The sequence below is a fragment of the Inhella inkyongensis genome, from assembly GCF_005952805.1.
GTDB lineage: Bacteria > Pseudomonadota > Gammaproteobacteria > Burkholderiales > Burkholderiaceae_C > Inhella > Inhella inkyongensis.
The window spans coordinates 1,527,005-1,550,028 of sequence record NZ_CP040709.1 but is presented as its reverse complement, the minus strand read 5'-3'; the positions used below and the strand labels follow the sequence as shown (position 1 = coordinate 1,550,028).

General features: G+C 65.9%; 21 protein-coding genes and 1 tRNA gene. 16 read left to right on the top strand and 6 right to left on the bottom strand.

Annotated elements, in window-relative coordinates; genetic code table 11:
• The 9 genes from fliJ (at position 1) to fliR (ending at position 6,608) form a co-directional block, all read left to right on the top strand.
• Positions 1-465, top strand: a complete 465-nt coding sequence (gene fliJ, locus FF090_RS07550) for a flagellar export protein FliJ (protein WP_138856138.1) — start codon at positions 1-3, stop codon at positions 463-465.
• Positions 466-1,475: 1,010 nt separating this feature from the next.
• A complete protein-coding gene (locus FF090_RS19160; RefSeq protein WP_175423571.1) occupies positions 1,476-1,907 on the top strand; it encodes a flagellar hook-length control protein FliK in 432 nt (143 codons plus the stop codon).
• A gap of 92 nt (positions 1,908-1,999) precedes the next feature.
• On the top strand, positions 2,000-2,602 hold the full coding sequence (locus tag FF090_RS07540) for a flagellar basal body-associated FliL family protein (protein ID WP_138856136.1): 603 nt from the start codon (positions 2,000-2,002) through the stop codon (positions 2,600-2,602).
• Between the two features lie 112 nt (positions 2,603-2,714).
• The gene (gene fliM / locus FF090_RS07535) at positions 2,715-3,719 is read left to right on the top strand and encodes a flagellar motor switch protein FliM (RefSeq protein ID WP_138856135.1); all 1,005 of its coding nucleotides are present in this window, start codon (positions 2,715-2,717) and stop codon (positions 3,717-3,719) included.
• The gene (gene fliN, locus FF090_RS07530) at positions 3,709-4,173 is read left to right on the top strand and encodes a flagellar motor switch protein FliN (protein WP_138856134.1); all 465 of its coding nucleotides are present in this window, start codon (positions 3,709-3,711) and stop codon (positions 4,171-4,173) included. Before fliM ends, fliN begins: the two co-directional genes overlap by 11 nt.
• 169 nt (positions 4,174-4,342) lie before the next feature.
• Entirely contained in the window at positions 4,343-4,666 is a 324-nt protein-coding gene (locus FF090_RS07525) for a FliO/MopB family protein (protein WP_138856133.1), read from the top strand.
• The gene (fliP, locus tag FF090_RS07520; RefSeq protein ID WP_138856132.1) at positions 4,663-5,403 is read left to right on the top strand and encodes a flagellar type III secretion system pore protein FliP; all 741 of its coding nucleotides are present in this window, start codon (positions 4,663-4,665) and stop codon (positions 5,401-5,403) included. Before FF090_RS07525 ends, fliP begins: the two co-directional genes overlap by 4 nt.
• An 8-nt stretch (positions 5,404-5,411) precedes the next feature.
• Positions 5,412-5,681, top strand: coding sequence for a flagellar biosynthesis protein FliQ (gene fliQ / locus FF090_RS07515; RefSeq protein WP_138856131.1), 270 nt, complete (start codon positions 5,412-5,414; stop codon positions 5,679-5,681).
• A 162-nt stretch (positions 5,682-5,843) separates the two neighbouring features.
• Positions 5,844-6,608, top strand: a complete 765-nt coding sequence (gene fliR, locus FF090_RS07510) for a flagellar biosynthetic protein FliR (RefSeq protein ID WP_138856130.1) — start codon at positions 5,844-5,846, stop codon at positions 6,606-6,608.
• On the opposite strand, the gene FF090_RS07505 is transcribed toward fliR, so the two are convergent.
• The 5 genes from FF090_RS07505 to FF090_RS07485 are packed head-to-tail and all read right to left on the bottom strand — an operon-like array spanning position 6,609 to position 12,075.
• Positions 6,609-7,124: a YfiR family protein gene (locus FF090_RS07505; protein WP_175423570.1), complete on the bottom strand. Its 516-nt coding sequence runs from the start codon at positions 7,122-7,124 to the stop codon at positions 6,609-6,611.
• On the bottom strand, positions 7,121-9,106 hold the full coding sequence (locus tag FF090_RS07500; RefSeq protein WP_175423569.1) for a TonB-dependent receptor plug domain-containing protein: 1,986 nt from the start codon (positions 9,104-9,106) through the stop codon (positions 7,121-7,123). The genes FF090_RS07505 and FF090_RS07500 overlap by 4 nt, the downstream gene beginning before the upstream one ends.
• Positions 9,090-10,313, bottom strand: a complete 1,224-nt coding sequence (locus FF090_RS07495; RefSeq protein WP_175423568.1) for a sensor domain-containing diguanylate cyclase — start codon at positions 10,311-10,313, stop codon at positions 9,090-9,092. Before FF090_RS07495 ends, FF090_RS07500 begins: the two co-directional genes overlap by 17 nt.
• 17 nt (positions 10,314-10,330) lie before the next feature.
• On the bottom strand, positions 10,331-10,969 hold the full coding sequence (locus tag FF090_RS07490; protein ID WP_138856126.1) for a response regulator: 639 nt from the start codon (positions 10,967-10,969) through the stop codon (positions 10,331-10,333).
• A complete protein-coding gene (locus FF090_RS07485; RefSeq protein ID WP_138856125.1) occupies positions 10,966-12,075 on the bottom strand; it encodes a hybrid sensor histidine kinase/response regulator in 1,110 nt (369 codons plus the stop codon). The genes FF090_RS07490 and FF090_RS07485 overlap by 4 nt, the downstream gene beginning before the upstream one ends.
• A gap of 179 nt (positions 12,076-12,254) precedes the next feature.
• On the opposite strand from FF090_RS07485, the gene FF090_RS07480 reads away from it, so the two are divergent.
• The 6 genes from FF090_RS07480 to FF090_RS07455 all read left to right on the top strand — a co-directional run bounded on the left by FF090_RS07480 (position 12,255) and on the right by FF090_RS07455 (position 20,127).
• Positions 12,255-12,749: a hypothetical protein gene (locus FF090_RS07480; protein WP_246071542.1), complete on the top strand. Its 495-nt coding sequence runs from the start codon at positions 12,255-12,257 to the stop codon at positions 12,747-12,749.
• Positions 12,750-12,782: 33 nt separating this feature from the next.
• Positions 12,783-13,145 (top strand): response regulator, encoded by a 363-nt coding sequence (locus tag FF090_RS07475; RefSeq protein ID WP_138856124.1) that lies wholly within the window; start codon positions 12,783-12,785, stop codon positions 13,143-13,145.
• A gap of 12 nt (positions 13,146-13,157) precedes the next feature.
• Positions 13,158-15,275 carry a chemotaxis protein CheA gene (locus FF090_RS07470; RefSeq protein ID WP_138856123.1) on the top strand — a complete coding sequence of 706 codons (2,118 nt, stop codon included), beginning with the start codon at positions 13,158-13,160 and terminating at the stop codon, positions 15,273-15,275.
• A gap of 145 nt (positions 15,276-15,420) precedes the next feature.
• The gene (locus FF090_RS07465) at positions 15,421-15,933 is read left to right on the top strand and encodes a chemotaxis protein CheW (RefSeq protein ID WP_138856122.1); all 513 of its coding nucleotides are present in this window, start codon (positions 15,421-15,423) and stop codon (positions 15,931-15,933) included.
• Between the two features lie 63 nt (positions 15,934-15,996).
• On the top strand, positions 15,997-18,087 hold the full coding sequence (locus tag FF090_RS07460) for a methyl-accepting chemotaxis protein (RefSeq protein ID WP_138856121.1): 2,091 nt from the start codon (positions 15,997-15,999) through the stop codon (positions 18,085-18,087).
• Positions 18,088-18,147: 60 nt separating this feature from the next.
• Positions 18,148-20,127 carry a methyl-accepting chemotaxis protein gene (locus tag FF090_RS07455; RefSeq protein WP_138856120.1) on the top strand — a complete coding sequence of 660 codons (1,980 nt, stop codon included), beginning with the start codon at positions 18,148-18,150 and terminating at the stop codon, positions 20,125-20,127.
• 1 nt (position 20,128) lies between these two features.
• Here FF090_RS07455 and FF090_RS07450 read toward each other — a convergent pair whose 3' ends face one another.
• On the bottom strand, positions 20,129-22,666 hold the full coding sequence (locus tag FF090_RS07450) for an ABC transporter permease (protein WP_138856119.1): 2,538 nt from the start codon (positions 22,664-22,666) through the stop codon (positions 20,129-20,131).
• An 86-nt stretch (positions 22,667-22,752) separates the two neighbouring features.
• On the opposite strand from FF090_RS07450, the gene FF090_RS07445 reads away from it, so the two are divergent.
• Positions 22,753-22,826, top strand: a tRNA-Gly gene (locus FF090_RS07445).
• Positions 22,827-23,024: the final 198 nt, after the last annotated feature.

The window sequence follows — 23,024 nt, the reverse complement described above, 5'->3', positions numbered from 1 at the left end:
GTGGCCGAGCTGCGCACCCTGATGTTGCTGCTGGAGCAGGCCGAACGCGAGCGCGACGCCGCGCTGGCACAGTGCACTGAGGCCCAGACCCGGCTGGGCCGGGCACAGGCGCAAATCGACGACCTGCGCCGCTTCGACGGGCAGTACCACCAGCGCTGGCACAACGAGGGGCAAAGCGGCCTGGGCATCGAGACCCTGCGCTGCTACCAGAGCTATGGCCAGCGTCTGTTGGAAGCCATCGGTCAGCAAGGCCAGCTGATCCAGCACTTGGATCAACGCCTGCAAACCTGCCGCGCGGAACTGCAGGCGCGCGAACTGCGCCTGGCCTCCCTGCGCAAGCTCATCGAGCGGCGCCAGCAAGAGCTGCTGCAAAAGCAGGAGCGCCAAGACCAGAAGATCACCGACGAATGGGCCGCCCGCAGCGCCTTGGGCGCACGCGGTCCGCACAGTGCAGGACATCCATGACGCCCAACGCCACCCACGCCAACGGTCCGGCGCGTACCACCGCTGCGCCCACCCCAATCATGCCGCCGCGCAGCGAGCGCGCATCAGCCGAGCCCGGCGCAGGTTTTGCCGCCCTCTTGGCCCGCGAGATCGCCCCGGCACGACCCGAACCCGCGGCGTCGCCCGAGTCGACCAGGCAAGAGCCCTCTGCTGCCCCGACGCCGCAGCGCCCCCTTGTGGCGCAGCGACGCCCGAACCCCCAGCCACCCGCCGCGCCCAAGGCGCAGACCGCGGATGAACGGGGTCCGGTGAAGGACGGGAAGGATCAAAGCCCGACCGCGCTGAACACAGCAGAGGTGGCTGAATCTGAAGGCAAGATCAAAGCCAAGGCTTCGAAGGAGACCGACTCCATCCCAGAGCAGCCCGATATGGCCGTTGCGCTGGTCCCGGTGCCAGCCACTGAGACCGCTGCGGATGGCTCCCACACTGAACAAGTCGCGGCACAGAGCACCCAGCTCCTGGCGAAGGCCAGCGCCCACGCGCAGGATCAGTCCACCGCCGCTGAGCTTTCCCCAAGCGCTCAGCGCCTGCAGGCCGCCCTTTCAGTGGGGCGTGGCCCGGTAGCCGGAACACCTTCGCCAGCGAGCCCGACAACAACTCAGTCGACGCCGGCCCGGCTCGCTTCGACTTCGTCAGCCGCATTGGCCGAGACAGTCGACCCCAACGAAGGGGCGCCCGCCATCAAGAATCGCGGCGCCAACCTGGAGGGCCAGACTCGCGAGGCCAAACCCACCCTAGCGACAACGCTAGAGACGCAGTCAGAGCCCACGGCAACCCTCACGCCCCTGCCGACAGCGAAGGCGCAGCCCCTGCCCGACACAGCATCCGCGAAGACCGAAACCCTCGGGCCGTCGCCTTCGAACTTGGCGACACCGAGCCCAGGGAGCGCGGTCCCGCTTGCCGCCCCATCGCCTTCCATCAACGCTCTAGGCCAGACCCCGATCCCCTCCGCGCCGACCGCGAGCGCCCTGATGGCCAGCCGCCCGGGTCAAGCCGAGTTCGGTCGCGAACTGGGCGCCCAGGTGTCGGTTTGGGCCCGCGAGGGCCTGCAACAGGCCCAATTGCAACTTCACCCCTCCGAGCTCGGCCCCATCCAGGTTCATATCCAGATGCAAGGGCAGGAAGCGCAGCTGCAGTTCGTGGCCGAGCACCCGCAAACCCGCGAGGCCTTGCAGAACAGCCTCTCGGACCTGGTGGCCGCCCTGCAGCAAGAAGGCCTGAGCCTGGGGCGTAGCGACATCCAGGATCACGCGAACGGTCGCGACGGCCCCCGCTCCGATGAGCGAGCCAGCCCTGGAACAGGCCGCCGCACGGCCCTACAGGGTGCCGGCGAGGGTCACTTACTGAGCGGCGAAACGCCCCGCGCCAGCCAGCGGCGCGGGCTGCTCGATCTCTATGCTTGAAAACCCGTCCAGATCCAACGATTGCCGGGCCGGCGAGCTGCCAATAATGAAGGTGGCGCGCTCTGTGTGCGCCCCCTATTCCAGGAGTTTGCATGGCCACCGCCCCAGAAGCTGACGCCGCTGCCGCCGGAGGCGGCAAGAAGAAGCTCATCATGATCATCGTGATCGTGCTGGTGCTGGTCGTTGCCGGCGGCGCCGCGGCCCTGTTGCTGATGAAGAAAAAGCCGCCTGCCGACGAAGAGGGCGAGGAGGCCGAGGCGCCCGCCGCCCATGTGGAGGTGGCCAAACCCAAGCCGGGCACGCCCCCGGTCTTCCTGCCGGTCGACCCCTTCACCGTCAACCTGACGGATAAGGAGGTTGATCGCTACGCCCAGATCGGCATCACCCTGGAGGTGGTCGATCAGAAGACGGCCGACATGCTGAAGAACTACATGCCCTCGATTCGCTCGGGCGTGTTGATGGTGCTCTCGCACAAGAGCGCCACCGAGCTGCTGACCAAGGAAGGCAAGGAGCGGCTGCAAAAGGAAATCCTGCGCGAGGCCGTGCGCCCCTTGGGCTTTGAAATCGAGATCGACGAAGAAGAACCCGAAGAAGAAGACCCGCCGCCGAAGAAAAAGAAGAAGAAAAAGAAGAAGGCCGCGCCGCCTGTCTTGCCGGTTTCCAACGTCCTTTTCTCTCAATTCATCGTCCAGTGACCCACCCCCGTTGCGCTTCGCGCCCCCCCCTCAAGGGGGCGCCACCTAGGGCCCGGCAAAGCCGGTTCCCTCGTGGCCGCTTGATGGAAAGGCGCGCTGCCGGAGACTCCGCATGAACCAGCAAATCCTGTCGCAAGACGAAGTTGATGCGCTGCTGCAGGGCATCACCGGTGAGAGTCAGAAGCTCGAAGAGGAAGAGGTTCCTGAAGGTGGCATACGCGAGTACAACCTTGCGAGCCAGGAACGCATCGTGCGTGGGCGCATGCCCACGATGGAAATCATCAACGAGCGCTTCGCCCGCAACATCCGCGTCGGCCTGTTCAATTTCATCCGCAAGAGCCCTGAAGTGGCCATCGGCGGCATCAAGGTGCAGAAATACAGCCACTTTCTGCGCGAAATCGTGGTGCCCACGAACTTCAATGTGATGTCGGTCAAGCCACTGCGCGGCAGCGGGCTGATCGTCTGTGACCCCACCCTGGTGTTTGCCGTCATTGATTCGCTGTTCGGTGGCGTCGGCAAGTTCCACGCGCGCATCGAAGGCCGCGACTTCTCGCCCACCGAACAGCGGGTGATCCTGCGCCTGGTCGAAGTGATCTGCGCCGAGTACCAAAAGGCCTGGCGCGGCATCTATCCGCTGGAGCTGGACTACCAGCGCAGCGAGATGCAGCCGCAGTTCGCCACCATCGCCACACCCAGCGAAATCGTGGTCTCCACCAGCTTCACACTGGAAGTGGGTGAGACCAGCGGCACGATCTACTTCTGCATCCCCTACTCCACGCTCGAACCCATCCGCGACGTGCTCTACAGCACCACGCAGGGCGACAGCACCGAGCCCGACCGACGCTGGATCAATCTGCTCAAGACGCAGATCCAAGCCGCCGAGGTGGAGCTGGTGGCCGAATTGGGCACCGCGCCCGCCACCATCGAGCAGTTGCTGGCCTTCAAACCCGGCGATTTCATCGAGCTGGACCTCGATCCCATGATCAAGGCCAAGGTGGACGGCGTGCCGGTGTTCGATTGCCACTACGGCACCAGCAACAACAAATACGCCATCAAGATCAACGAGATGCTGACCGGGGCCACCGATACCTGGCTGGGAGCGCGCCATGACGCCTGACGAACCCAACACGGGCGGCGACGACCAAGACGCCCTGGCGGCCGAATGGGCCGCCGCGCTGGCGGAGAGCAGCCCGTCTGGCAACGCGGCCGACGATGTCTTTGACTCGGCAGCCACCGAGGTCAAGCCCGAGCAGGTCGCGCCGGCCAGCTTCGCCAGCTTTGCCCCGACCACCCTGCCCAGCGGCGGCAACGACATCAACATGATCCTGGACATCCCCGTCCAGCTGACAGTTGAATTGGGCCGCACCCGCATCCCGATCAAGAACATCCTGCAGTTGGCGCAGGGCTCGGTGGTGGAACTCGACGCGCTGGCCGGTGAGCCAATGGATGTGCTGGTCAACGGCTACCTGATCGCCCAGGGCGAGGTGGTGGTGGTGAACGACAAATTCGGCATCCGCCTGACCGACATCGTGACGCCGTCAGAACGCATGCGCAGACTGTCCAAAGGTTGACCCCCCGAAGCGGCCCAAGAGGCCGCCTCCCCCCAGGGGGCGCCACCAGTGGCCTGGCGAAGCCAGTTCCACGGTGGCCCCGTATCTTCTTTGACTGCCCGGAATTGCGCTGCTTTAGCCTGGCTTACTTGCGGATCGGGGGGCTCAAGCAGTTTCGAGAATGGCCGACATGAGCCCTTCTCTGGCACCCGCCCTTTGGTTCCTGGCCATCCTGGCACTGATTCCCCTGGCGCTGTGGCTGCTCAAGCGCACGCCAGTGGCCGGACTGCAGTCCGGGGTGCGGGTGATTGGCAGCACCTTCATCGGCCCAGGCCAGAAGCTGCTGACGGTGGAGACCGGGCAAGGTGAAGAGCGCCGCTGCCTGCTGATTGGCGTCAGCGGCCAGCAAATCCAGTTGCTGACCGAGCTGGACCCGGCGCACTGCCCCAGCCCGACCCCCTTGGCCGCGCCCAGCTTTTCGGCTCTGCTGGCCAAGGCCAAGAAAACGCCATGAGAGCTCGGCCAATCGCTTGTGTTGTCGCTCTGCTGCTGAGCGGCTCCGCCTGGGCCCAGAGCGGCGGCAATCTGCCGCTGCTGATCGGCCAGGGCGCCAGTGGCAACAGCTACTCGGTGCCCATCCAGACCCTGCTGTTCTTCACCGCGCTGGGCTTCTTGCCTGCTGTAGTGCTGATGATGACGGGCTTTACCCGCATCGTGATCGTGCTCTCGCTGATGCGCCAGGCCTTGGGCACCCAGGCCGCGCCACCCAATCAAGTCATCATCGGGCTCTCTCTGTTCCTGACCTTCTTTGTCATGAGCCCGACCTTGGATCGCGTGTATGCCGAGGCCTGGCAGCCCTACACCACCGGTCAGATGTCCTTCGAGCAGGCGCTGGACAAGGCCCAGGTGCCGATGCGCGCCTTCATGCTCAAACAGACGCGCCAGAGCGATCTGGCGCTCTTCGCCCGCCTGGGCAAGGTGGACCCCGCGCTCAAGCCCGAGCAGGTGCCCTTCAAGGTGCTGGTGCCGGCCTTTGTCACCAGCGAGCTGAAGACGGCGTTTCAGATCGGCTTCCTGATCTTCATCCCCTTCCTGGTGATCGACATGATCGTGGCCAGCGTGCTGATGAGCCTGGGCATGATGATGCTCTCGCCCGTGCTGGTGGCCCTGCCCTTCAAGCTGATGCTGTTCGTGTTAGCCGATGGCTGGAATTTGCTGATCGGCTCACTCGCCGCGTCCTTCTCTGTTTAAGGCCCCCGATGGATGCTCAACAGGTCTTCACTTTCGGTCAACAGGCGCTGTGGATGCTGATGATCGTGGCCGCGCCGATTCTGATCGTGGTGCTGGTGGTGGGGGTGGCGATCTCCGTGTTGCAGGCCGCCACCCAGATCAACGAGGCGACGCTGTCCTTCGTGCCCAAGATGCTGGCCGCCATGGCCACCCTGGCCATTGCCGGGCCTTGGATGATCACCACCCTGGTGGAGTACATCCAGCGCATGCTGCAGGCCATTCCGAGCGCGGTGGGCTGAGCCTATGGCCCCCAGTCTCCCTGCGGTCGCCCCCTCCAAGGCGGCTGAGCTGCGAGCGAGAAGCTGCCTGAGGCAGCTTCGACCCGCAGCGAGGGCCAAGGCCCATCTTGGGGGCCTTGGCACGTGCGGGCTTGGGAGCGGCCCGGCGCCCGCACCCCCACCATGATCGGCTTTACTGAAGCACAGATCCTGGCCTGGCTCGCGCCGTTGCTCTGGCCCTTTCTGCGCTGTCTGGCCCTGCTGACCGGCATGCCGCTGTTCAGTCAGCGCAATGTGCCGATGCGGGTGCGCATCGGGCTGGCCCTGTTCTTCGCCGTGGCGGCCCAGCCCAGCCTGCCGCCGATGCCGGTGCTGCCACTGGACAGCCTGCCGCTGCTGCTTTTGCTGATCGGCCAACAACTGGTGATCGGCCTGACGATGGGCTTTGCGGTGCGCGTGGTCTTCGCCGCGCTGGAGTTCGCCGGCGAATTGGTGGGCTTGCAGATGGGCCTGAACTTCGCCGGCTTCTTTGATCCCGGCACCGGCATGCAAGGCACTGCGACGGCGCGCTTCTTCGGCACCCTGGTGGCCTTCCTGTTCGTGGTGGGCAATGGTCATCTGATGCTCATCCAGGCCCTGGCCCAGAGCTTTCATGCATTCCCGGTGGGGCCCGAGCCCTTCGCCTTCTTGCGCACAGCCCAGGCGCAGACCTGGGGCGCCGAGATCTTCCGCGCGGGGCTATGGATTGCGATGCCGGTGGTGGCCTTGTTGCTGTTCGTCAACCTGGCGCTGGGCGTGGTGTCGCGGGTGGCGCCGCAGATTCATGTGTTTGCGGTCGGCTTTCCGATCACGGTGAGCCTGGGCCTTCTAGGCCTGGTGGCCACCCTGCCCTTGATGCAGGTGCCGCTGGAGCAGACATTGGCGCGCCTGCTGGGGGCCTTTAGTTGATCACCTGACTTCGCGCGCCAACTTCAGCATCTGTCCAGACAGGGCCAATCCGCGCCGCTTGGCCTCGCTGTGGTTGATGCTGAAGGCCAGGCCCTGAGGCTCGGCCAGCAGCGCGATGCTGACCCCAGCACGCAGCGCCTCGGGCACCAGACCCACCACCAGCACCGGCGCATCGCCCAGGCCCTGCAACCAGCGCCGCAGCGTGGCGGGGTCGCTCTGCCCCAGCACCAGCACCTGACAGCTGGCCGCTTCCCGCGGCGAGTCCACCACGCGGAAGTTTAGTGGCTGCCCGGCCACCAAGCGGCCGCCGAGCTGGCGCAGCGCCTCCTCCATGCCCCCCGGCCCGGCCATGCACAGGTTCATGCCGGACGAATCAGCCGGCCACTGAGTGAACTGGGCGAAGCGATAGATAAAGGCCGCACGCAGCTGGGCATCGGCATCCACACCGAGTTGCGCCTGACACAGCGGGCTGGTGGCCAGGGCGGCTGCCAGACAGAGCGCGGCGCGGGCCTTCATGGGTCGAGGCGCCATTGAAAGCCCAGATGGGCCTGTCCGCCTTCATGCGGAACCGGGTTGCCGCCGCTACTGCCTGGGGCGTCGAAATAGCGCCGATTGAGCAGGTTGTTAACGCCCAGGCTGATGTCGAGCTGGCGCGTTGGCTGGTAGAGCAGTTGCAGATTGAGCAGGCCATAGCCCGCCAACTCGCGGCCCGCCACCACACGGCGGCTGAGCGCCCGGCCGTGCAGCGACACGCGCAAGGACTCGGCCACCGGATGGGTCAGACGCAGCTTGAGCATGCGCGCGGGGCTGTTGGACAGCGCCTGCCCATCGGCATAGCGGCTTTGCTGCCAGGCCAGGCTCAGCAAGGCCGAGCCGCCTTGGCCCCAGCGGCCATCCAGCTCCAGCTCGGCGCCACGGCTGCGCACCGGCGCGCTGGCCTGGTACAGACCGGAGTCCGGATCCTGATCGATCAGATTGCGGATGCGGGTGTCAAACAGGCCGGCGCGGTAACGCCAGCCCTGCGTGAGTCGGGCCTCCCACAGCAGCTCATGGCTGCGCAGGCGCTCGGGGGGCGGCGCCGCCACGTCCTGGATCTCGTTGTTCAGGCTTTCATTGAAATTGGCAGCACGAAAGGCATTGCCGACACTGAGCTTGAGGCTGCGGCCCTGTTCGTCGTGCCAGACATAGGCGACGCGCGGGCTGGTGCGCGCGGCCACATCCCCCGCCGCGCGGTCATGCCGCAAACCGAGCGTGAGGCGATGCCCGGCACTGATCCGCCAACTGTCCTGGGCAAACAAGCCCCAGCGTTCCGAACGCCGCTCGAGGTCATCGGGGGGCAAACCCAGCACCTCAAAGCGAATGCGCTGCCGGTGGTCGCGCTGGGTTTCCAGGCCCAGCATCAGCTCATGGTCCTGCGCCCAATTGCCCAACAGCCGCGCTTCGCCGTTGGACCAATGGCCCAGCGTTTCGAAGCGGTACATGCGTGGCTGATCGCGCGAGGTCAGGAAGGGCTCATCCAGGCGGTAGCGCAAGCTCTGCGTCGACCAGCCCAGCTCCATCTGCCAATCGGCGTTCAGCGCCTGCTCCCAGCGCAACTGCCCGTAACGGATGGTGGTGCGATCGAACTTCTGCATCAGCACGAAATTGCCCGCAGCGTTCTCCACCGGTTCCGGCAAGCCATGGGTCCGATCCACCACGCCGGCGGCCAGCGACAGTCCGCCCTGCTGCCAGTGCCCATTCAAACGTTTGCTGCGGTCCCAGTTGAAGCGCCGCAACAGTGTTTGCAGGCGCTCGGACAAGTCAGCGGGATAGCGCTGCTCGGGAAACTCCAGCGCGCTGGCCGCCAACCACCACTCGGCGCCGGACTCGTGCCGCAAGCCATAGGCCGCGTGGCTGCGCCAGCTGCCACGGCCACTCCAACTGGAGCCGATCTGGGCACCATGCAGCTGATCCGCCCGCTTGGTGACCACCTGCACCACCCCCAGCAGGGCATTGGTGCCATACAGCGAAGAGCCCGGACCCGGACTGAACTCGACCCGCTCGATCAGGCTGACATCGACCAAGAAGTCCTGATCGATCTGCCCGGCCTCGAAGATGTTCTCGTTCAGGCGCATGCCATCCAGCAGGAACAACACCCGGCTGTTGAGGTCGCCCGGGCGCCCGACGCCGCGCACGCCCAGCTTGGTGAACAGGCTGTCCTCCCGCAAATAGACGCCTGGGAAGAGTTGCAGGATGTCGGCCAGGCTGCGCAGGCCCAGCCGTTGGATGTCCAGCTGGGTCACCACATGGGTGACGCCAGGCGCTTGGGCCGCCGATTGCGCCATGCGCGAGGCCGTGCTGACGGCGAGCTCCGCACTGGGTTGGCTCAACGACTGGCGCAGCAGATCGGCCAGATCTCCCGGTTCATCCGCCGCCGTGCTGGCCTGTGCCGGCGCGCCCCAAGCTGCACACAGCAGGGCGCTCAGGCCAATCCAACATCGTTTAGGCGGACGCGGCATCGGCCAGACGATAGCAATTTTTCCCGGCCGACTTGGCCGCATACATGGCGGCATCGGCGCGCCGCAACAACAGCGCGGCGTCCCGCCCATGCTCTGGGCTGATGGCCGCGCCAATACTGGCTCCCAGCTGAATCGATTCACCCAACAGATTCATCGGCGGCAGCAAGGCCTGCAACAGGCGCTGCGCCAGGTGCTCCAGCGCGTGGGCGTCGGCCAAGGGTGCCACCAGCAGCGCGAATTCATCGCCACCAAGTCGGAACAAATTGTCTTGGCCCGCACGCAGCGCACCCGACATGCGCCGCCCCACTTCAATCAGCACGGCATCGCCGGCCTCATGGCCCAGCCGATCGTTGACGGGCTTGAACTGGTCAAGGTCGACAAACAGCAGGCCCACGCCGTGGCGCTGTCGCTGGGCTTCCACCAGCTGGCGCTCCAACTCCAGGTCAAAGGACAGGCGGTTGGGAAGACCCGTGAGGTGATCCCGGTGCGCCAGCGCCTTCATGCGCTGGCCCACATCGCGCTGATCGCGCAACTGCGCATGCAGATCCTCATGCCAAACCTGGATGCGGCGCAGCATTTCATTGACACGCTCGGCCAGCCGTCCTACCTCGTCATTGCGAAGTGCGCGCGCCCGCAGGGTGTAGTCCTGCTGCTGCGCCACCCGCTCGGTCAGGTCGGACAGTGCCACCAGGGGCGCCAAGGCCCGGCGCTGCACCCAGCTCAACACGTTCGCAGCCACGATCAGGATGCCGAGCAACATGGCAAAGGCGATCAGGCCGATGCGCAGCAAAGTGTTCTCCAGCGTTGCATGCGACTCGCGCCAGCGCATGCGACCGACCTTTTCCTCCGGCAATTGCAGGGCCAGCTCCACCGTGAATTCGCGCTGTACCCAAGGCAGCCAACCCTGCTGAGGAATCTTGCTGGTCCACGCAGCGAACAAGCGCCCCTGGGCATCGACGATGTTCACTTCCAGCAGATCGGTACGCCGTGCCACATCGGTCAACATGGACTTGGCGCTGGCGCGGTCCTGGAACGCCACCATCGGTGCCACGTTCTGCGCCAACACGGCAGCAGCCGCCTCTGCCGCCTGCCGCTGAAGCTGCCGCGCCGTCCAATACGCCATGCCCAAAATCATGGCAAAACTCAGCAACATGGCCACGGCCAGCACCAGCACATTCAGGTGCGTAAGCCGCCGAACCAGCGACATCGGGCGCGACGGGCCTCTCATCCGTCCACCAGGCCCTGCCGAATGGCATACACGGTCAGTTCCGAGTTATTGCTCAGACCCAACTTTTCCAGCACGCGCGCCCGATAGACGCTGACCGTCTTGGGACTGAGCAGCAGCTCCTCGGCAATGTCAGAGAGTCGCCGCCCTGAGGCAATCAACACCAGGGTCTGCAGCTCCCGGTCACTGAGCTTTTGATGGGCCTGCTCGGGCTCTGGGGTACTGAGGTTCTCGACCAGCATCTGGGCGATCTGCGGCGTCACGTATTTGCGGCCCTGCGCCACCATGCGCACAGCCGTCACCAACTCCTGCGGATCGCCGCCCTTGTTCACATAGCCGAAGGCACCAGCGCGCAGGCAGCGAATTGCGTACTGCTCCTCGGGATACATGGAGACCACCAAGCAGCGCGGCCCGCCGCCTTGCTCCTTGAGAACATGCAACACATCCAGGCCGCTGCGGCCCGGCAGATTGATGTCGAGCAACAGCACATCGACGGCCTGCCCGCCGCGCTGCCACTCGCGCAGGCCGCCGTAGTCGCCCACCTCACCCACCACTTCGATGTCGCCGGCGTCGACGAGGGTGTCGCGCACACCGCGCCGGATCAGCGCGTGATCGTCGCAAAGCAGCACGCGAATCATGCGCACTCCTGGGCCGACCAGGCCGGTTCTGCGTGGGCCAAGGGAATGGACAGGGTCAGGCGCGTGCCCTGACCGGGCCGCGAGCCCACATCGATCCACCCGCCCAGGGCCGCGGCGCGCTCCTGCAGACCCTGCAGACCAAAGCTGCCGGGCCGGTGCTGGGCCATTGGGTCCATGCCACATCCATCGTCCGCCACCTCGACCCCCAGCACGCCGCTGGCGCAATGCAACTCAACCCATACCTGGCTGGCCTGCGCGTGCTTGGCCACGTTGTTCAAGGCTTCTTGCACAAATCGATAAGCGGCCAGCGCCAGGCCCTCGGGCAAATCAAGCTCCTCATCCAATCCATGCCGATGCACCTTGAGGCCCTGGTGCCGCTCGAAGCCCTGCGCTTGCCAGGTGAGCGCAGCGGCCAAGCCCTCTTGCAAGATGGGCGGGCGCAGGTTCTGCATCAGCCGGCGGCTGGCGGCCATGGCCAAATCCAGGGTCTGCGTGGCCTGCACCACCCGCGCCGCCGCTGGCCCATCGGCCAGATGGCGTTGCAACCAACCCAGCTCGTATTTCAGCGCCGTGAGCGAACTGCCCACATCGTCATGCAGTTCACGCGCCAGCGCCGCACGCTCCGCCTCGATGTGCTGTTGCAGATGGGCCGTGAGCTCGCGCAGGCGCTGCTGACTCTCCAGCAAGGCCTGATCCGCTGCGCGCTGCGCCCGCTCCGCCTCAGCCCCTTTGATGGCCTGCTGCAAGGCCGGCGCCAAACGGGCCAGGCGCCCTTTCAGCAGGTAGTCCGCAGCCCCTTCGCGCATGGCCGCCACGGCCACATCCTCGCCAATCTCTCCGGACACCAGGATGAAGGGCAGCACCCGATCGGTCGTGCGCAGATGGCGCAGCATGTCCAGGCCGGAGTGCGCAGGCAACTGGTAGTCGCACACCACGGCATCCCAGTCCTGGGCCAGCGCCTTCTGAAACTCTTCAAGCGACTCGACGCGCAACCACTCGACCTGCAGACCCGCCTGGCGCACCAGCGCCTGCATCAGTTCGTGATCGAGCTCGGAATCCTCGACATGCAATACGCGCAAGGGACGCGTCGGATCGATGGCAAACATGCGGCTGAGTATGCCGCGCAGCCTTGGCCCGCCAAGCCGGGAAAGCCTGTTGTGCTTTGCACGCTGCAAAAGGGATTACCCTAGGCGCGCAGCCCCAATCAAGAGCCCGGCTTCGATTAGGCTAATCGTCATCGCCGCAATGCCCGCCCGACTCATTCGGACGAGCCCTTGGAGGATCCATGCAGGGACAAGCACCGCCCGACGAAGCATCCAATCTGGATGTGCAGGAACCTGCCGATTTCGAGCCCCGCTTCACCCTGCTCGCTGCGGCCGAAATCCAGGATCACTTGATGTCGGTCACCAACGACCTGGAGCGTTTGCAGCGCTTGCTGGACGATGCCGGCGAGGCCCTCTCGACGCACTTCTACGGCGCCTCCGGCAAGTTGCAAGACTTGGCGCAACAGGTCAACGGCGGCCAGGTCCTGCAACCCGGCGCCTTCGTCGATGTGCTGCAAGACATTGCCGGCGCCATCACGGCGCTGCAGTTTCAGGACATGTCGACCCAGCTGATCGCCCACACCAGCCAACGCTTGCGCGCCTGCGCCGACAAACTGGCCCGCGAGGCCTTCGGCAGCGACGACGAGGATGGCGAAGCCGCTGTCATCGAAGCGCCGCAGCGCCCCAATCCCGTTACGCAAGACGAAGTCGATGCCGGCTCCGTCGAACTTTTTTAACGATTCAGAACTTCGCGACTCGGAGAGACGACGATGCATTCGATCCTCGCAGTGGACGATTCCGCCTCGATGCGCCAGATGGTGGCCTTCACCCTCAAAAACGCTGGCTTCAATGTGGTGGAGGCGGTCGACGGACAGGACGCCTGGGAGAAGGCGACTCAGCGCGACTTCGACCTGGTGCTCACCGACCAGAACATGCCGCGCATGGATGGCATCAGCCTGACCAAGAAGCTGCGCGAGAACCCTAAATTCAAGGCCACGCCCATCCTGATCCTGACCACCGAGTCCAGCGATGCGATGAAGCAGGCCGGACGCGCGGCGGGGGCCACGGGCTGGCTGGTCAAGCCTTTTGACCCTGCCAAGCTGATCGAGGTCATCGGCAAAGTCATTCGCTAAGGAGCGCATTCCATGGGTGAGATGACCAACGAAGGCGCCAACCTCGGCGCCGGCATTGACCTCAGTCAGTTCTACCAAGTCTTCTTTGAAGAAGCGGGCGAGAACCTGGACAACATGGAGCAGTTGCTCCTGAACGTCAATGTCGAAGCGGCAGACGACGAAGAGCTCAACGCCATCTTCCGCTGCGCCCACTCCATCAAAGGCGGCGCCGCCACTTTTGGCTTTGCCGATGTGGCGGAGCTCACCCACATCATGGAGACGCTGCTCGACAAGCTGCGCCGCCATGAGTTGCAACCCACCACGCAGATGGTGGACATCCTGCTGCAGTCGGGTGACGCGCTACGCGGTTTGCTCGCACGCCACGCCGGCACCAGCACCGATCAGGTGGAGAGCGAAGGCCTGGTGGCCAGCATCAAGACCCTGGTCGATGGCGGCACGCTGGCCGGCGCGGCCCCAGCCCCTGCCCCGAAGGCGGCCGCACCAGCCCCGGCCGCCTCGGCCCCTGCGCCCCTGCCCAGTGGCACCCGGCAACTGGAGCTGATCGTCGGTCCACTGAGCGATCCTGGCCAAGCCGACAACCTGGTCGATCTGTTCAAGGAAATCACCGACCTGGGCACCATCGAAAGCCTGGACGGCGGCCAGGCCGCCGATGGGATGCGGCGCTTCAAGATCACCACGGCCAGCAGCGACAACGACCTGCTGGATCTGTTCACCTTCCATGTCGCGCGTGAACAGGTCAAGCTCAACCCCCTGGGCGCCGGCTACGGTTTCTACGAAGGATCACCCGGGGCGCCCAAAGAAGAGCCCAAGGCCGAGGCCGGCTATGGCTTCTTCGACGACGCCCCCGGCGCTCCGCAGGCTGCAGCGCCGACCCCTGCCGCCGCCGCGCCCGCACAGCCCACCACTGCCGTGGTGCCGACGGCCAAACCCAGCGCTGCCGCGCCCAAGCCGGCGGCGGCTGCGGCCGACCAGAGCACGCTGCGCGTGTCGATCGAGAAAGTCGATCAGCTCATCAATTTGGTGGGCGAATTGGTGATCACCCAGGCCATGCTGGCGCAAAACAGCCGCAATGTGGACCCGGGGCTTTATCAGCAACTGACCAGTGGCCTGGCGGATCTGGAACGCAACACCCGCGACCTGCAGGAAGCGGTGATGTCGATCCGCATGATTCCGATGTCGGTGGTGTTCAACCGCTTCCCGCGCATGCTGCGCGACCTGGCTGCCAAGCTGGGCAAGAAGGTTGAGCTGGTCACACAAGGTGAGGCCACCGAACTCGACAAGAGCCTGGTGGAGAAGATCACCGACCCGCTGACGCACTTGGTTCGCAACAGCTGTGACCACGGCATCGAAATGCCGGCCGACCGACTGGCCAAGGGCAAGCCCGAGCAAGGCACCATCACCTTGGTGGCCAGCCATCAGGGCGGCAGCATCGTCATTGAAGTGCGCGACGACGGGCGCGGCCTGAATCGCCAGAAGCTCATCAGCAAGGCCCAGGAGAAAGGCATCGAGGCCCATGAGGGCATGAGCGATTCCGAGGTCTGGAACCTGATCTTTGCGCCCGGCTTCTCCACCGCCGACCAAGTCACCGACGTATCAGGGCGCGGCGTGGGCATGGACGTGGTGAAGAAGAACATCACCTCCCTGGGCGGTCATGTCGAAATCGACTCCGCCGAGGGCTATGGCATGAAAGTCTCGGTGCGCCTGCCGCTCACCCTGGCCATCATGGACGGAATGAGCGTGGGCGTGGGCGAGGAGGTCTACATCTTGCCGCTGTCCTCGGTGGTGGAGAGCTTCCAGGTCAAGGAAGACACCGTCAAGACGGTGGCCGGCTCCGGACGGGTGGTCGAGGTCCGGGACGAGTTCATGCCCGTGATCGAACTGGAAAAAGTCTTCGAGGTGCCTCGCTTCGATTTCGAGCATGTCTCCACCATCATGGTGGTGGTCGAAGCCGAGGGCGGGCGTGTGGCCCTGCTGGTCGATGAGCTCCTGGGGCAGCAGCAGGTCGTGGTCAAGAACCTGGAAGCCAACTATCGCAAGGTGCACGATGTGTCCGGCGCCACCATCATGGGCGACGGCCGAGTCGCACTGATCCTGGACATCGGCAGCCTCGTTCGCAAGTCTCGCCACTGATGGCCCTCCCCCGAAGCGCTTCGCGCCTCCCCCTCAAGGGGGCGTCACCAGTGGACCGGCAAAGCCGGTTCCACGGTGACCGCTTGATGGGTCGGTGTTCCGCGTCGCATTTCTGCTTATCGGCTACCCAGATTTAGGAGGAAACATGGAACTCGTTCAAGCCTCGTCCAATGCCCTGGCCCCTTCGGCGGCCGCCCGCCTCGCCGCCACTGGCGAGTACCTGACCTTTCGCCTGGGCAGCGAGGAATACGGCATCGACATCCTCAAGGTGCAGGAGATCCGCTCCTACGAGGCACCGACGCGCATCGCCAACGCTCCGGAGTTCATCAAGGGCGTCGTCAATTTGCGCGGCGTGATCGTGCCCATCGTCGATCTGCGCGTGAAGCTCGGCTGCCCCAGCGCCGAGGTCAATACCTTCACCGTGGTGATCGTGCTCAATGTGCGCAATCGGGTGGTAGGGGCCGTGGTGGATTCGGTTTCGGATGTGCTCGAACTCAGCCGCGACCAGATCCGACCCGCCCCGGAGATGACGGCGGCGGCCGTGAACACCAGCTACATCACCGGCATTGCCACCGTGGCGGAGCGCATGCTGATCCTGATGGACATCGAAGGCCTGATGAGCAGTTCCGACATGGGCCTGATGGAGTCCCTGGTCTGAACCCAGCAAGGTCGCCTGGGCGACCTTGATTTCTGCCACGGTGAAATGCTCCAGGGAGAGCGCATGAGCACAGGGCAAGCCTCGCTGGCGCGGCGGGTTTCTTTGATTGGCGTCGGCGCCATCGCCGCCGTGCTATTCCTGACCAGTTTGCTGCTCAGCGTGATGTTGCTGCGCAGCGCCAGTCAGTCCATTGAGACCTGGGCCTCGGACCGGACCCAGGCCGTCGAAGACTCCATCACGGCCATGGACGACACCGCCCGCACCCTGGTGCGGCGCAGCTTCGGCGCCTTTCGGCAGGAATTTGGACCTCAGTTCAGTCTCGACGAGGCGACGGGCGAGCTACGCGACTGGGGCCCAAAACTGAACGAGAACTACACCGCCGTCGACAAATTCGCGGCCTCCACGGGCGGTGTGGCCACGGTGTTTGCCCGTCAGGGCGATGACTTCATCCGCATCACCACCTCCGTCAAGAAGCCGGACGGCAGCCGGGCCCTGGGCACCCCCCTCGGCAAAACCCACCCTGGCTACGCGGACTTAAGCGCAGGCAAGAGCTTCACCGGGCGCGCCAACCTGTTTGGCCGTGCCTACATGGCGCATTACGAGCCGGTGAAGTCCGAGGACGGCAAGATCATCGGCATCTTGTTCGTGGGCTATGACCTGGATGTGTTCACCGCCGCCCTGGACCGCATGGTCAAGGACATCCACTTTTTCGATAGCGGCGGCGTTGTCGTCATCAACAACTTCAGCAACCCTGACGAAGCCAGCTTCACCGCCCATCCCAGCGCCAAGGGCAAGAAGCTGTCCGAGGTGGCACCGGAGCTGGCCAAGACCCTGGCCCAACTGCCGGCCGACGCACATGGGGAACGACTTGAGGACATGCCCGATGTGCTGGGCCGCGGTGGCACGGGCTTCTTCGGCATCGCCCATGGCAACCCGGCGTCAGGCTTGATGGTGCTCGGTCAGGTCAAGACCAGCGAGGCGCGCGCCCAGCAATGGGCCACGCTGCTGCCCTTCTGGGCATTGCTGGCGGCGGCGACCGTGGCCCTGGGATTCGGACTTTTCTATCTGATGCGCCAGTGGGTGGCCCGTCCCATGGCCAAGCTGTCAACCGCCGTGCAAGCGGTGGCCAGCGGCGACCTGTCCCAATCGGTCACCAGCGCCCGCCAGGATGAGATCGGCCAGCTGATCCGCGACACCGAGACCATGCGCGCACGCTTGTCCGACACCATCTCGACGGTGCGGCACTCGGTGGACTCCATTGGCACCGCCAGCCGCGAGATCGCCACCGGCAATCAGGATCTGAGCCAACGCACCGAGCAGACCGCCTCCAATCTGCAGATCGCCGCCTCCTCGATGGAGGAGTTCACCGGCACGGTGCGTCAGACGGCCGACTCGGCGCGCACCGCCAATCAGCTGGTCGCCTCCACCGCCAGCGCCGCCGCCAAGGGCGGGCAAGTGGTAGCCCAGGTGGTGAGCACCATGGAGGACATCAGCCAGAGCTCACGCAAGATCGCCGACATCATCGGCGTCATCGACGGCATCGCCTTCCAGACCAATATCCTGGCCCTGAATGCGGCCGTGGAGGCCGCCCGCGCAGGCGAACAGGGACGCGGATTTGCGGTCGTAGCCTCTGAAGTGCGCTCCCTGGCCGGTCGCTCGGCCGAAGCGGCGAAAGAGATCAAGACCCTGATCGGTGCCAGTGTCGAACGCGTCGAAGTCGGATCGCGTCTGGTGCAGGAGGCTGGCAGCTCGATGACCGAGATCGTCTCCGGCGTGCAGCGTGTGGCCGACATCATGGCCGAGATCGCTGCGGCTGCGGCAGAGCAGAGCGATGGCATCTCGCAAGTCAATGATTCGGTCGTCCAACTCGACCAGATGACCCAGCAAAACGCCGCGCTGGTGGAGCAATCCGCTGCGGCCGCCGAGAGTCTGCGCGATCAAGCTCAGCGCCTGGTAGAAGCTGTGGCGGTGTTCCGCACCGCGGACACCCCACCGACTGCGCAGATCCCCAAGGCCCCCCAAGCCCAGAGGCCGGTCCAGCGCTCGCCGGTCACTCCCCCCAAAGCCGCGGCAACGCCCAAACCAGCGCCGCCCCAACCCCCTGCACGCCCCGCCCCCAGCTCGGCGGCCAGCGACGACTGGGAATCGTTCTGACGCACTGAGGGTCTGCGCTGTTTGAGTGCCGGCCATCCCCTTTTCTAAGCGGAGTCTGCGATGTTCAAGAGCCTGAAGGCCCGATTGGTCGGTCTGTCTGTCGGTGTGCTGCTGATCGCCTTGTTGCTGGCCACCATGGCCAGTTATCTGGATGCGCGCGGACACTTGCGGGCCCAGACCCTGGCTCAGCTCAATGAGGTGGCACGCGGGCAAGCTCAAGCCATCGGCAACTGGACAAGTTTTCAGGCCAGCATCCTCAAATCGCTGGTACCAGCGGTTCAACTGGAGCAGCCCCGCCCCCCGCTGATCCAGGCGGCGATCTCCGGCGGACTGGACTTCGCCTACATCGGCCATGCGGATAAGCGCATGCTGATGCACAAAGACGAGAACCTGCCGCCCGACTTCGATCCCACCGCACGCCCCTGGTACCGGCAAGCTGCGGCAGCCAATGACGTGGTGCTGACCGAGCCCTATCTGGACACCGCCACCCAGCAACCGGTGGTGACCTTTGCATTGGCGGTCAAGGAGGGGGGCCAAACCAAGGCGGTGGTCGCCAGCGACGTCTTCATGACGGGCATCGTCGGCATCCTCAAGGCCATCAAGCCCACGCCCTCGGGTTTTGCTTTCTTGGTGGCCAAGGATGGCAGGGTGATGGCCCACGCCGACCCCAAGCTCATCCTCAAACCCGCCACCGCGCTGGCCCCGGAACTGACGGTGGCGGCCCTGACCGCCTTGGCCCAGCCGGGGGGCGAATGGCTACAGGCCCAGGCCGGCGAGCAGGCACTGCTGCTGCGCGGTGCAGCCGTGGCGGGCAGTGATTGGACCCTGGTGGTCGCCAGTGATGCTGGTGAGGCCCTGGCCGGCTTGCGGTCGTTGCTGATCAAGGCCGTCGGCGTGACCATCATCATGTTGGCCCTGGCCGCTGCGCTGATGACGGGCATGGTGACCGCCTTGCTGGGCGGCCTGCGCCAAGTGGCCGATGCGATGAGCGAAATCGGCGAAGGGGGCGGCGACCTGACCCGCCGCCTTCCCGCCCAGGGGCAGGACGAAGTGGCCGCCATCGCGCGCGCCTTCAACAACTTCGCGGAAAAGCTGCAAGGCATCCTGAAGGACGTGCACTCAGCCACCGGATCCATGGGCATCGCGTCCAGCGAGATCGCCGTCGGTGCCCAAGACCTCTCGCACCGCACCGAGCAGACGGCTTCCAATCTGCAGCAAGCCACGTCCTCGATGGACAGTCTGACCGCTGCCGTGCGGCAAACCGCCGATGCGGCGACCACGGCGAATCAACTGGCCGCTGCAGCCTCTGGCGCGGCGCAAAAGGGCGGCGCGGTGGTCGGCCAGGTGGTGGCCACCATGGACGACATCCACACCAGTTCGCGCAAGATCGCCGACATCATCAGCGTGATCGACGGCATCGCCTTTCAGACCAATATCTTGGCGCTCAACGCGGCAGTGGAAGCCGCCCGTGCCGGCGAGCAAGGCCGTGGCTTTGCCGTGGTGGCCGGCGAGGTGCGATTGTTGGCCGGCCGCTCGGCGGAAGCCGCCAAGGAGATCAAAACCCTGATCGGTGCCAGTGTGGAGCGCGTAGAGGCCGGTTCCCGCCTGGTCCAGGAGGCCGGCACGGCCATGGGTGAAATCGTCGGCGGGGTGCAGCGTGTGTCCGACATCATTGGCGAGATCTCTGCCGCTGCCGCCGAACAAAGCCAGGGCATCGGCGGCGTCAACGTCACCATGGGTCAGCTGGACCAAGCCACGCAACAGAACGCCGCACTGGTCGAGGAGTCCGCTGCGGCGGCCGAGAGCCTGAAAGAACAGGCGGCCCGGCTGTCGCAAATCATCTCGGTGTTCCAGGTGGGGCAGGTCGCCACGCCGCCAGCGCCGAAGTCAGCCCGCCCTGCCCCCCGCCCGGCACCCTCCTCGGCGGCGCCGGCCTCGGCTCGGCCCGCGCAGCAGACCCCTGCCCCGCTCAAGGCGCGCGCACCGGCGCCCTCGCCAAGCCCTGCGCCGGCCAGTGACGACGCCTGGGAGACTTTTTGAGCTAGTCCCCGCTGGCGTTGCGCAGGCTGAGCAAGGGGGCCCGCAGCAGCACACCGCGCAGCCCCCAGTAACCAGCGCCCCAAGCCAGCGCGGCGCCCCCCAGCACCACGCCCAAGGGGACCCAGGGGCGCGGCTGCCAGGCAAAGCCGAATACTTTCAGGGCCAATAGCGCCCCCAGGCCGAGGGCCAGACCCGCCGCCAAGACGCCGGCCAGCGCCCCCAGGCCGAGCAACTCCGCCCGCTGAACGCGCGCCAGCAGCCGGGCCGAGGCCCCCAACGCGCGCATCAAGGCAACATCGCGCAGCCGCGCCTCGCGCGATGCCGTGAGAGCCCCCAAGAGCACCACCACGCCAACGGCCAAGGTCAGGCCGAAGAGCAGTTGCACTGCATCGGCCACCTGTTCCAGCACCCTCTGCACCTGGGCCAATTGGGCCGAGACATCCACCACCGTGATGTTGGGAAACTGAGCCGCCAAGCGCTTGTCCAGCCGCCGCGCCGCGGCCGGATCGACTGGCGCACGCAAGGTCGCAATCCAGGTATGCGGCAGCCCATCGACCGACTCGCGCGCGAACATCACGAAGAAGTTCACCCGCATGGAGGACCACTCCACGGAGCGCACCTGCGTGATGGGCGCCACGTGGCGCTCGCCGGCCACCTCAAACGCCAGGCGATCCCCCAGCGCCAGGCCCAAGTCGCGCGCCAGGCCCGCCTCCACACTCAGGCCCCCGCCCCACTGACCGGAGACGCTGCGGTTGTGTGATGGCATCTGCACCGCCTGGCTGAGGTTGAACTCGCGCTCGACCAAACGCTGCGCGCGCTCGTTGTCGAACTTGCGCTGAGGAATCGGCTGCTCATTGATGGCCACCAGCCGGCCCCGGAACATCGGATACCAGTCCAGGGGCTTGACGCCTGCCTCGGCCAGCGCCGCCAGCAAGTCAGGGGCTTGCTCGGGTTGGATGTTGATGACGAAGCGATCCGGGCCCCGGGTCGGTGTCGCCAGGCGCCAGCTCTCCAGCAGATCAGTGCGCAGCAAGATGAGCACCGCCAACGCCAACAGCCCCAGACCCAGCGCCACCACCTGCACCACCGCCAGCCCCGGCCGAGCCGCCACCTGGCGCGTGGCCAGCCGCAGCCAGGCCGGCAAGCCCGGAGCGCGGATCGCGCGCCGTAAGCCCCATAACAAGGCCCAGGCCAACGCCGCCAACAAGAAGGCCGCCGCGACAAATCCCCCCAAGGTAACGCCGGCCAGTTGCGCATCCCCGGCCGACAGGGCCAACAAGCCCAACCACAGCGCCAAGCCCAACACCCCCACCCCCAAGGCCAAGGCCGACTGCCGGGCGCCCAGGTCGCGCCGCAACACGCGCAAGGGCGCGATGCGCGCCAGGTTCAGCACCGGCGGCAGCCCAAAGGCCAGCAGCAAGCTCATTCCCAACCCAAATGCCAGCGCCCAGGGCTGCCAGTTGGGCAAGGGCAGATCAACCGGTAGCAGCCCCTGCAACAAACCAATCAGCAAGGCCTGCACGCCTCCACCCAAGGCCAGGCCCAACAAGCCGGCCAACACACCGACCGCCAGCAACTCAAGCCCGTAGATGCAGGCAATGCGCCAACTGGCCAGCCCCAGCACCCGGAGCATGGCGCTCTCGTCCAGATGACGCTGCGCAAAGTCGCGCGCGGCCAAGGCCACCCCCACGGCCGCCAGCAAGGCCGCCAGCAAGGCCACCAGACGCAGGAAGATCAAGCCACGATCCAAGGTCTGCCGCAGCTCCGGGCGCCCGCTCTCCAGTGACTCGATGCGTGCCCCGCGCCATTCCCCCCTGGCCAGGCGTTCGCGCATGCGCTCCCGCCATTCCCGCAATGCGGGCTGTTGATGGGCTTCGGCCACGACTGCCAAGCGGTAGCCGATGCGGCTGCCCGGCTGCACCAGCCCCGTTGCCGGCAGATCGGCGCTGGCCAGCATCAAACGCGGCGCAAAGGCCAGAAAGCCCGCACCCCGATCCGGCTCAGTGGCAATGACACCGCCCACCCGGAGTTGCGCCTCGCCCAGCCACAGGCGGTCGCCCACCGCCAGTTCCAGCGCGTCGAGCACCGCCTGATCGACCCACACCTGACCCGCGGCCGGCGCCCCCACCGCCCGGCCATCGCTCAGCATCACGCGCCCGCGCAGCGGGTAATTGGGCGGCACCGCCTTCACCGCCACCAAGCGACTGGCCCCGCCCTGCGCATCGTCCGCGCGCGCCATGCTGGCAAAGCTGCTGGACTCGGCACTCTTCCAGCCGGCTTCATCCACCTCGGCGCGCCAGGGAGCCGAGGCCGGCTGATCACTGGCCAACACCACATCGCCGCCGATCAACTGCGCCGCGTCGCGCGCCAGGCCCTGCTCCAGCCGATTCACCAGCAGCGCCACCGCACAGACCGCCGCGACGGCCAGGCTCATGCCGATCACCAACAGGCGCAACTCTCCGGCGCGCGCGTCGCGCCACAGGCGCTGGGCAGCCAGGCGCGACAAAGAGACCGAGGACGAAGCAGGCGAAGGGTTCATGCCGCCATTGTTGGCCAGACCCTGCGGGCCTCAAACACGGTCTGCCAAGAGTCCCCAAAACTGCAGCCATAATCGCGGCCGTTCCTGCGGGCGTCGTTCAATGGCAGGACCTGAGCTTCCCAAGCTCAAGACGTGGGTTCGATTCCCATCGCCCGCTCCAAATGCAAAGGGGCCCCGCTGGGGCCCTTTCGCATTTGGATGGGGTATTTGGGATGAGATCCACCGGTTCGCTCAAGGACAGGCCGGTGGCCTGTCCTTGGACGGCGCGCAGCGCCGGGCCTGAGCGCCAGCGAAGGCCGAGGAATCGCCCCAAGCGATTCCGAGCATTCCCATCTACAGCGGCGGAAGTGAAGCTCAA

What these genes read in the sequence shown, in the direction of transcription:
- fliN (WP_138856134.1), top strand. Translation starts at nt 3,709, where the DNA reads ATGACGCCTGACGAACCCAACACGGGCGGCGACGACCAAGACGCCCTG.
- FF090_RS07525 (WP_138856133.1), top strand. Translation starts at nt 4,343, where the DNA reads ATGAGCCCTTCTCTGGCACCCGCCCTTTGGTTCCTGGCCATCCTGGCA.
- FF090_RS07455 (WP_138856120.1), top strand. Translation starts at nt 18,148, where the DNA reads ATGTTCAAGAGCCTGAAGGCCCGATTGGTCGGTCTGTCTGTCGGTGTG.
- FF090_RS07480 (WP_246071542.1), top strand. Translation starts at nt 12,255, where the DNA reads ATGCAGGGACAAGCACCGCCCGACGAAGCATCCAATCTGGATGTGCAG.
- FF090_RS07460 (WP_138856121.1), top strand. Translation starts at nt 15,997, where the DNA reads ATGAGCACAGGGCAAGCCTCGCTGGCGCGGCGGGTTTCTTTGATTGGC.
- fliR (WP_138856130.1), top strand. Translation starts at nt 5,844, where the DNA reads ATGATCGGCTTTACTGAAGCACAGATCCTGGCCTGGCTCGCGCCGTTG.
- FF090_RS19160 (WP_175423571.1), top strand. Translation starts at nt 1,476, where the DNA reads ATGGCCAGCCGCCCGGGTCAAGCCGAGTTCGGTCGCGAACTGGGCGCC.
- FF090_RS07485 (WP_138856125.1), bottom strand. Translation starts at nt 12,075, where the DNA reads ATGTTTGCCATCGATCCGACGCGTCCCTTGCGCGTATTGCATGTCGAG.
- FF090_RS07500 (WP_175423569.1), bottom strand. Translation starts at nt 9,106, where the DNA reads ATGCCGCGTCCGCCTAAACGATGTTGGATTGGCCTGAGCGCCCTGCTG.
- FF090_RS07465 (WP_138856122.1), top strand. Translation starts at nt 15,421, where the DNA reads ATGGAACTCGTTCAAGCCTCGTCCAATGCCCTGGCCCCTTCGGCGGCC.
- fliM (WP_138856135.1), top strand. Translation starts at nt 2,715, where the DNA reads ATGAACCAGCAAATCCTGTCGCAAGACGAAGTTGATGCGCTGCTGCAG.
- fliQ (WP_138856131.1), top strand. Translation starts at nt 5,412, where the DNA reads ATGGATGCTCAACAGGTCTTCACTTTCGGTCAACAGGCGCTGTGGATG.
- FF090_RS07540 (WP_138856136.1), top strand. Translation starts at nt 2,000, where the DNA reads ATGGCCACCGCCCCAGAAGCTGACGCCGCTGCCGCCGGAGGCGGCAAG.
- fliP (WP_138856132.1), top strand. Translation starts at nt 4,663, where the DNA reads ATGAGAGCTCGGCCAATCGCTTGTGTTGTCGCTCTGCTGCTGAGCGGC.
- FF090_RS07505 (WP_175423570.1), bottom strand. Translation starts at nt 7,124, where the DNA reads ATGAAGGCCCGCGCCGCGCTCTGTCTGGCAGCCGCCCTGGCCACCAGC.
- FF090_RS07490 (WP_138856126.1), bottom strand. Translation starts at nt 10,969, where the DNA reads ATGATTCGCGTGCTGCTTTGCGACGATCACGCGCTGATCCGGCGCGGT.
- FF090_RS07495 (WP_175423568.1), bottom strand. Translation starts at nt 10,313, where the DNA reads ATGTCGCTGGTTCGGCGGCTTACGCACCTGAATGTGCTGGTGCTGGCC.
- FF090_RS07475 (WP_138856124.1), top strand. Translation starts at nt 12,783, where the DNA reads ATGCATTCGATCCTCGCAGTGGACGATTCCGCCTCGATGCGCCAGATG.
- FF090_RS07450 (WP_138856119.1), bottom strand. Translation starts at nt 22,666, where the DNA reads ATGAACCCTTCGCCTGCTTCGTCCTCGGTCTCTTTGTCGCGCCTGGCT.
- FF090_RS07470 (WP_138856123.1), top strand. Translation starts at nt 13,158, where the DNA reads ATGGGTGAGATGACCAACGAAGGCGCCAACCTCGGCGCCGGCATTGAC.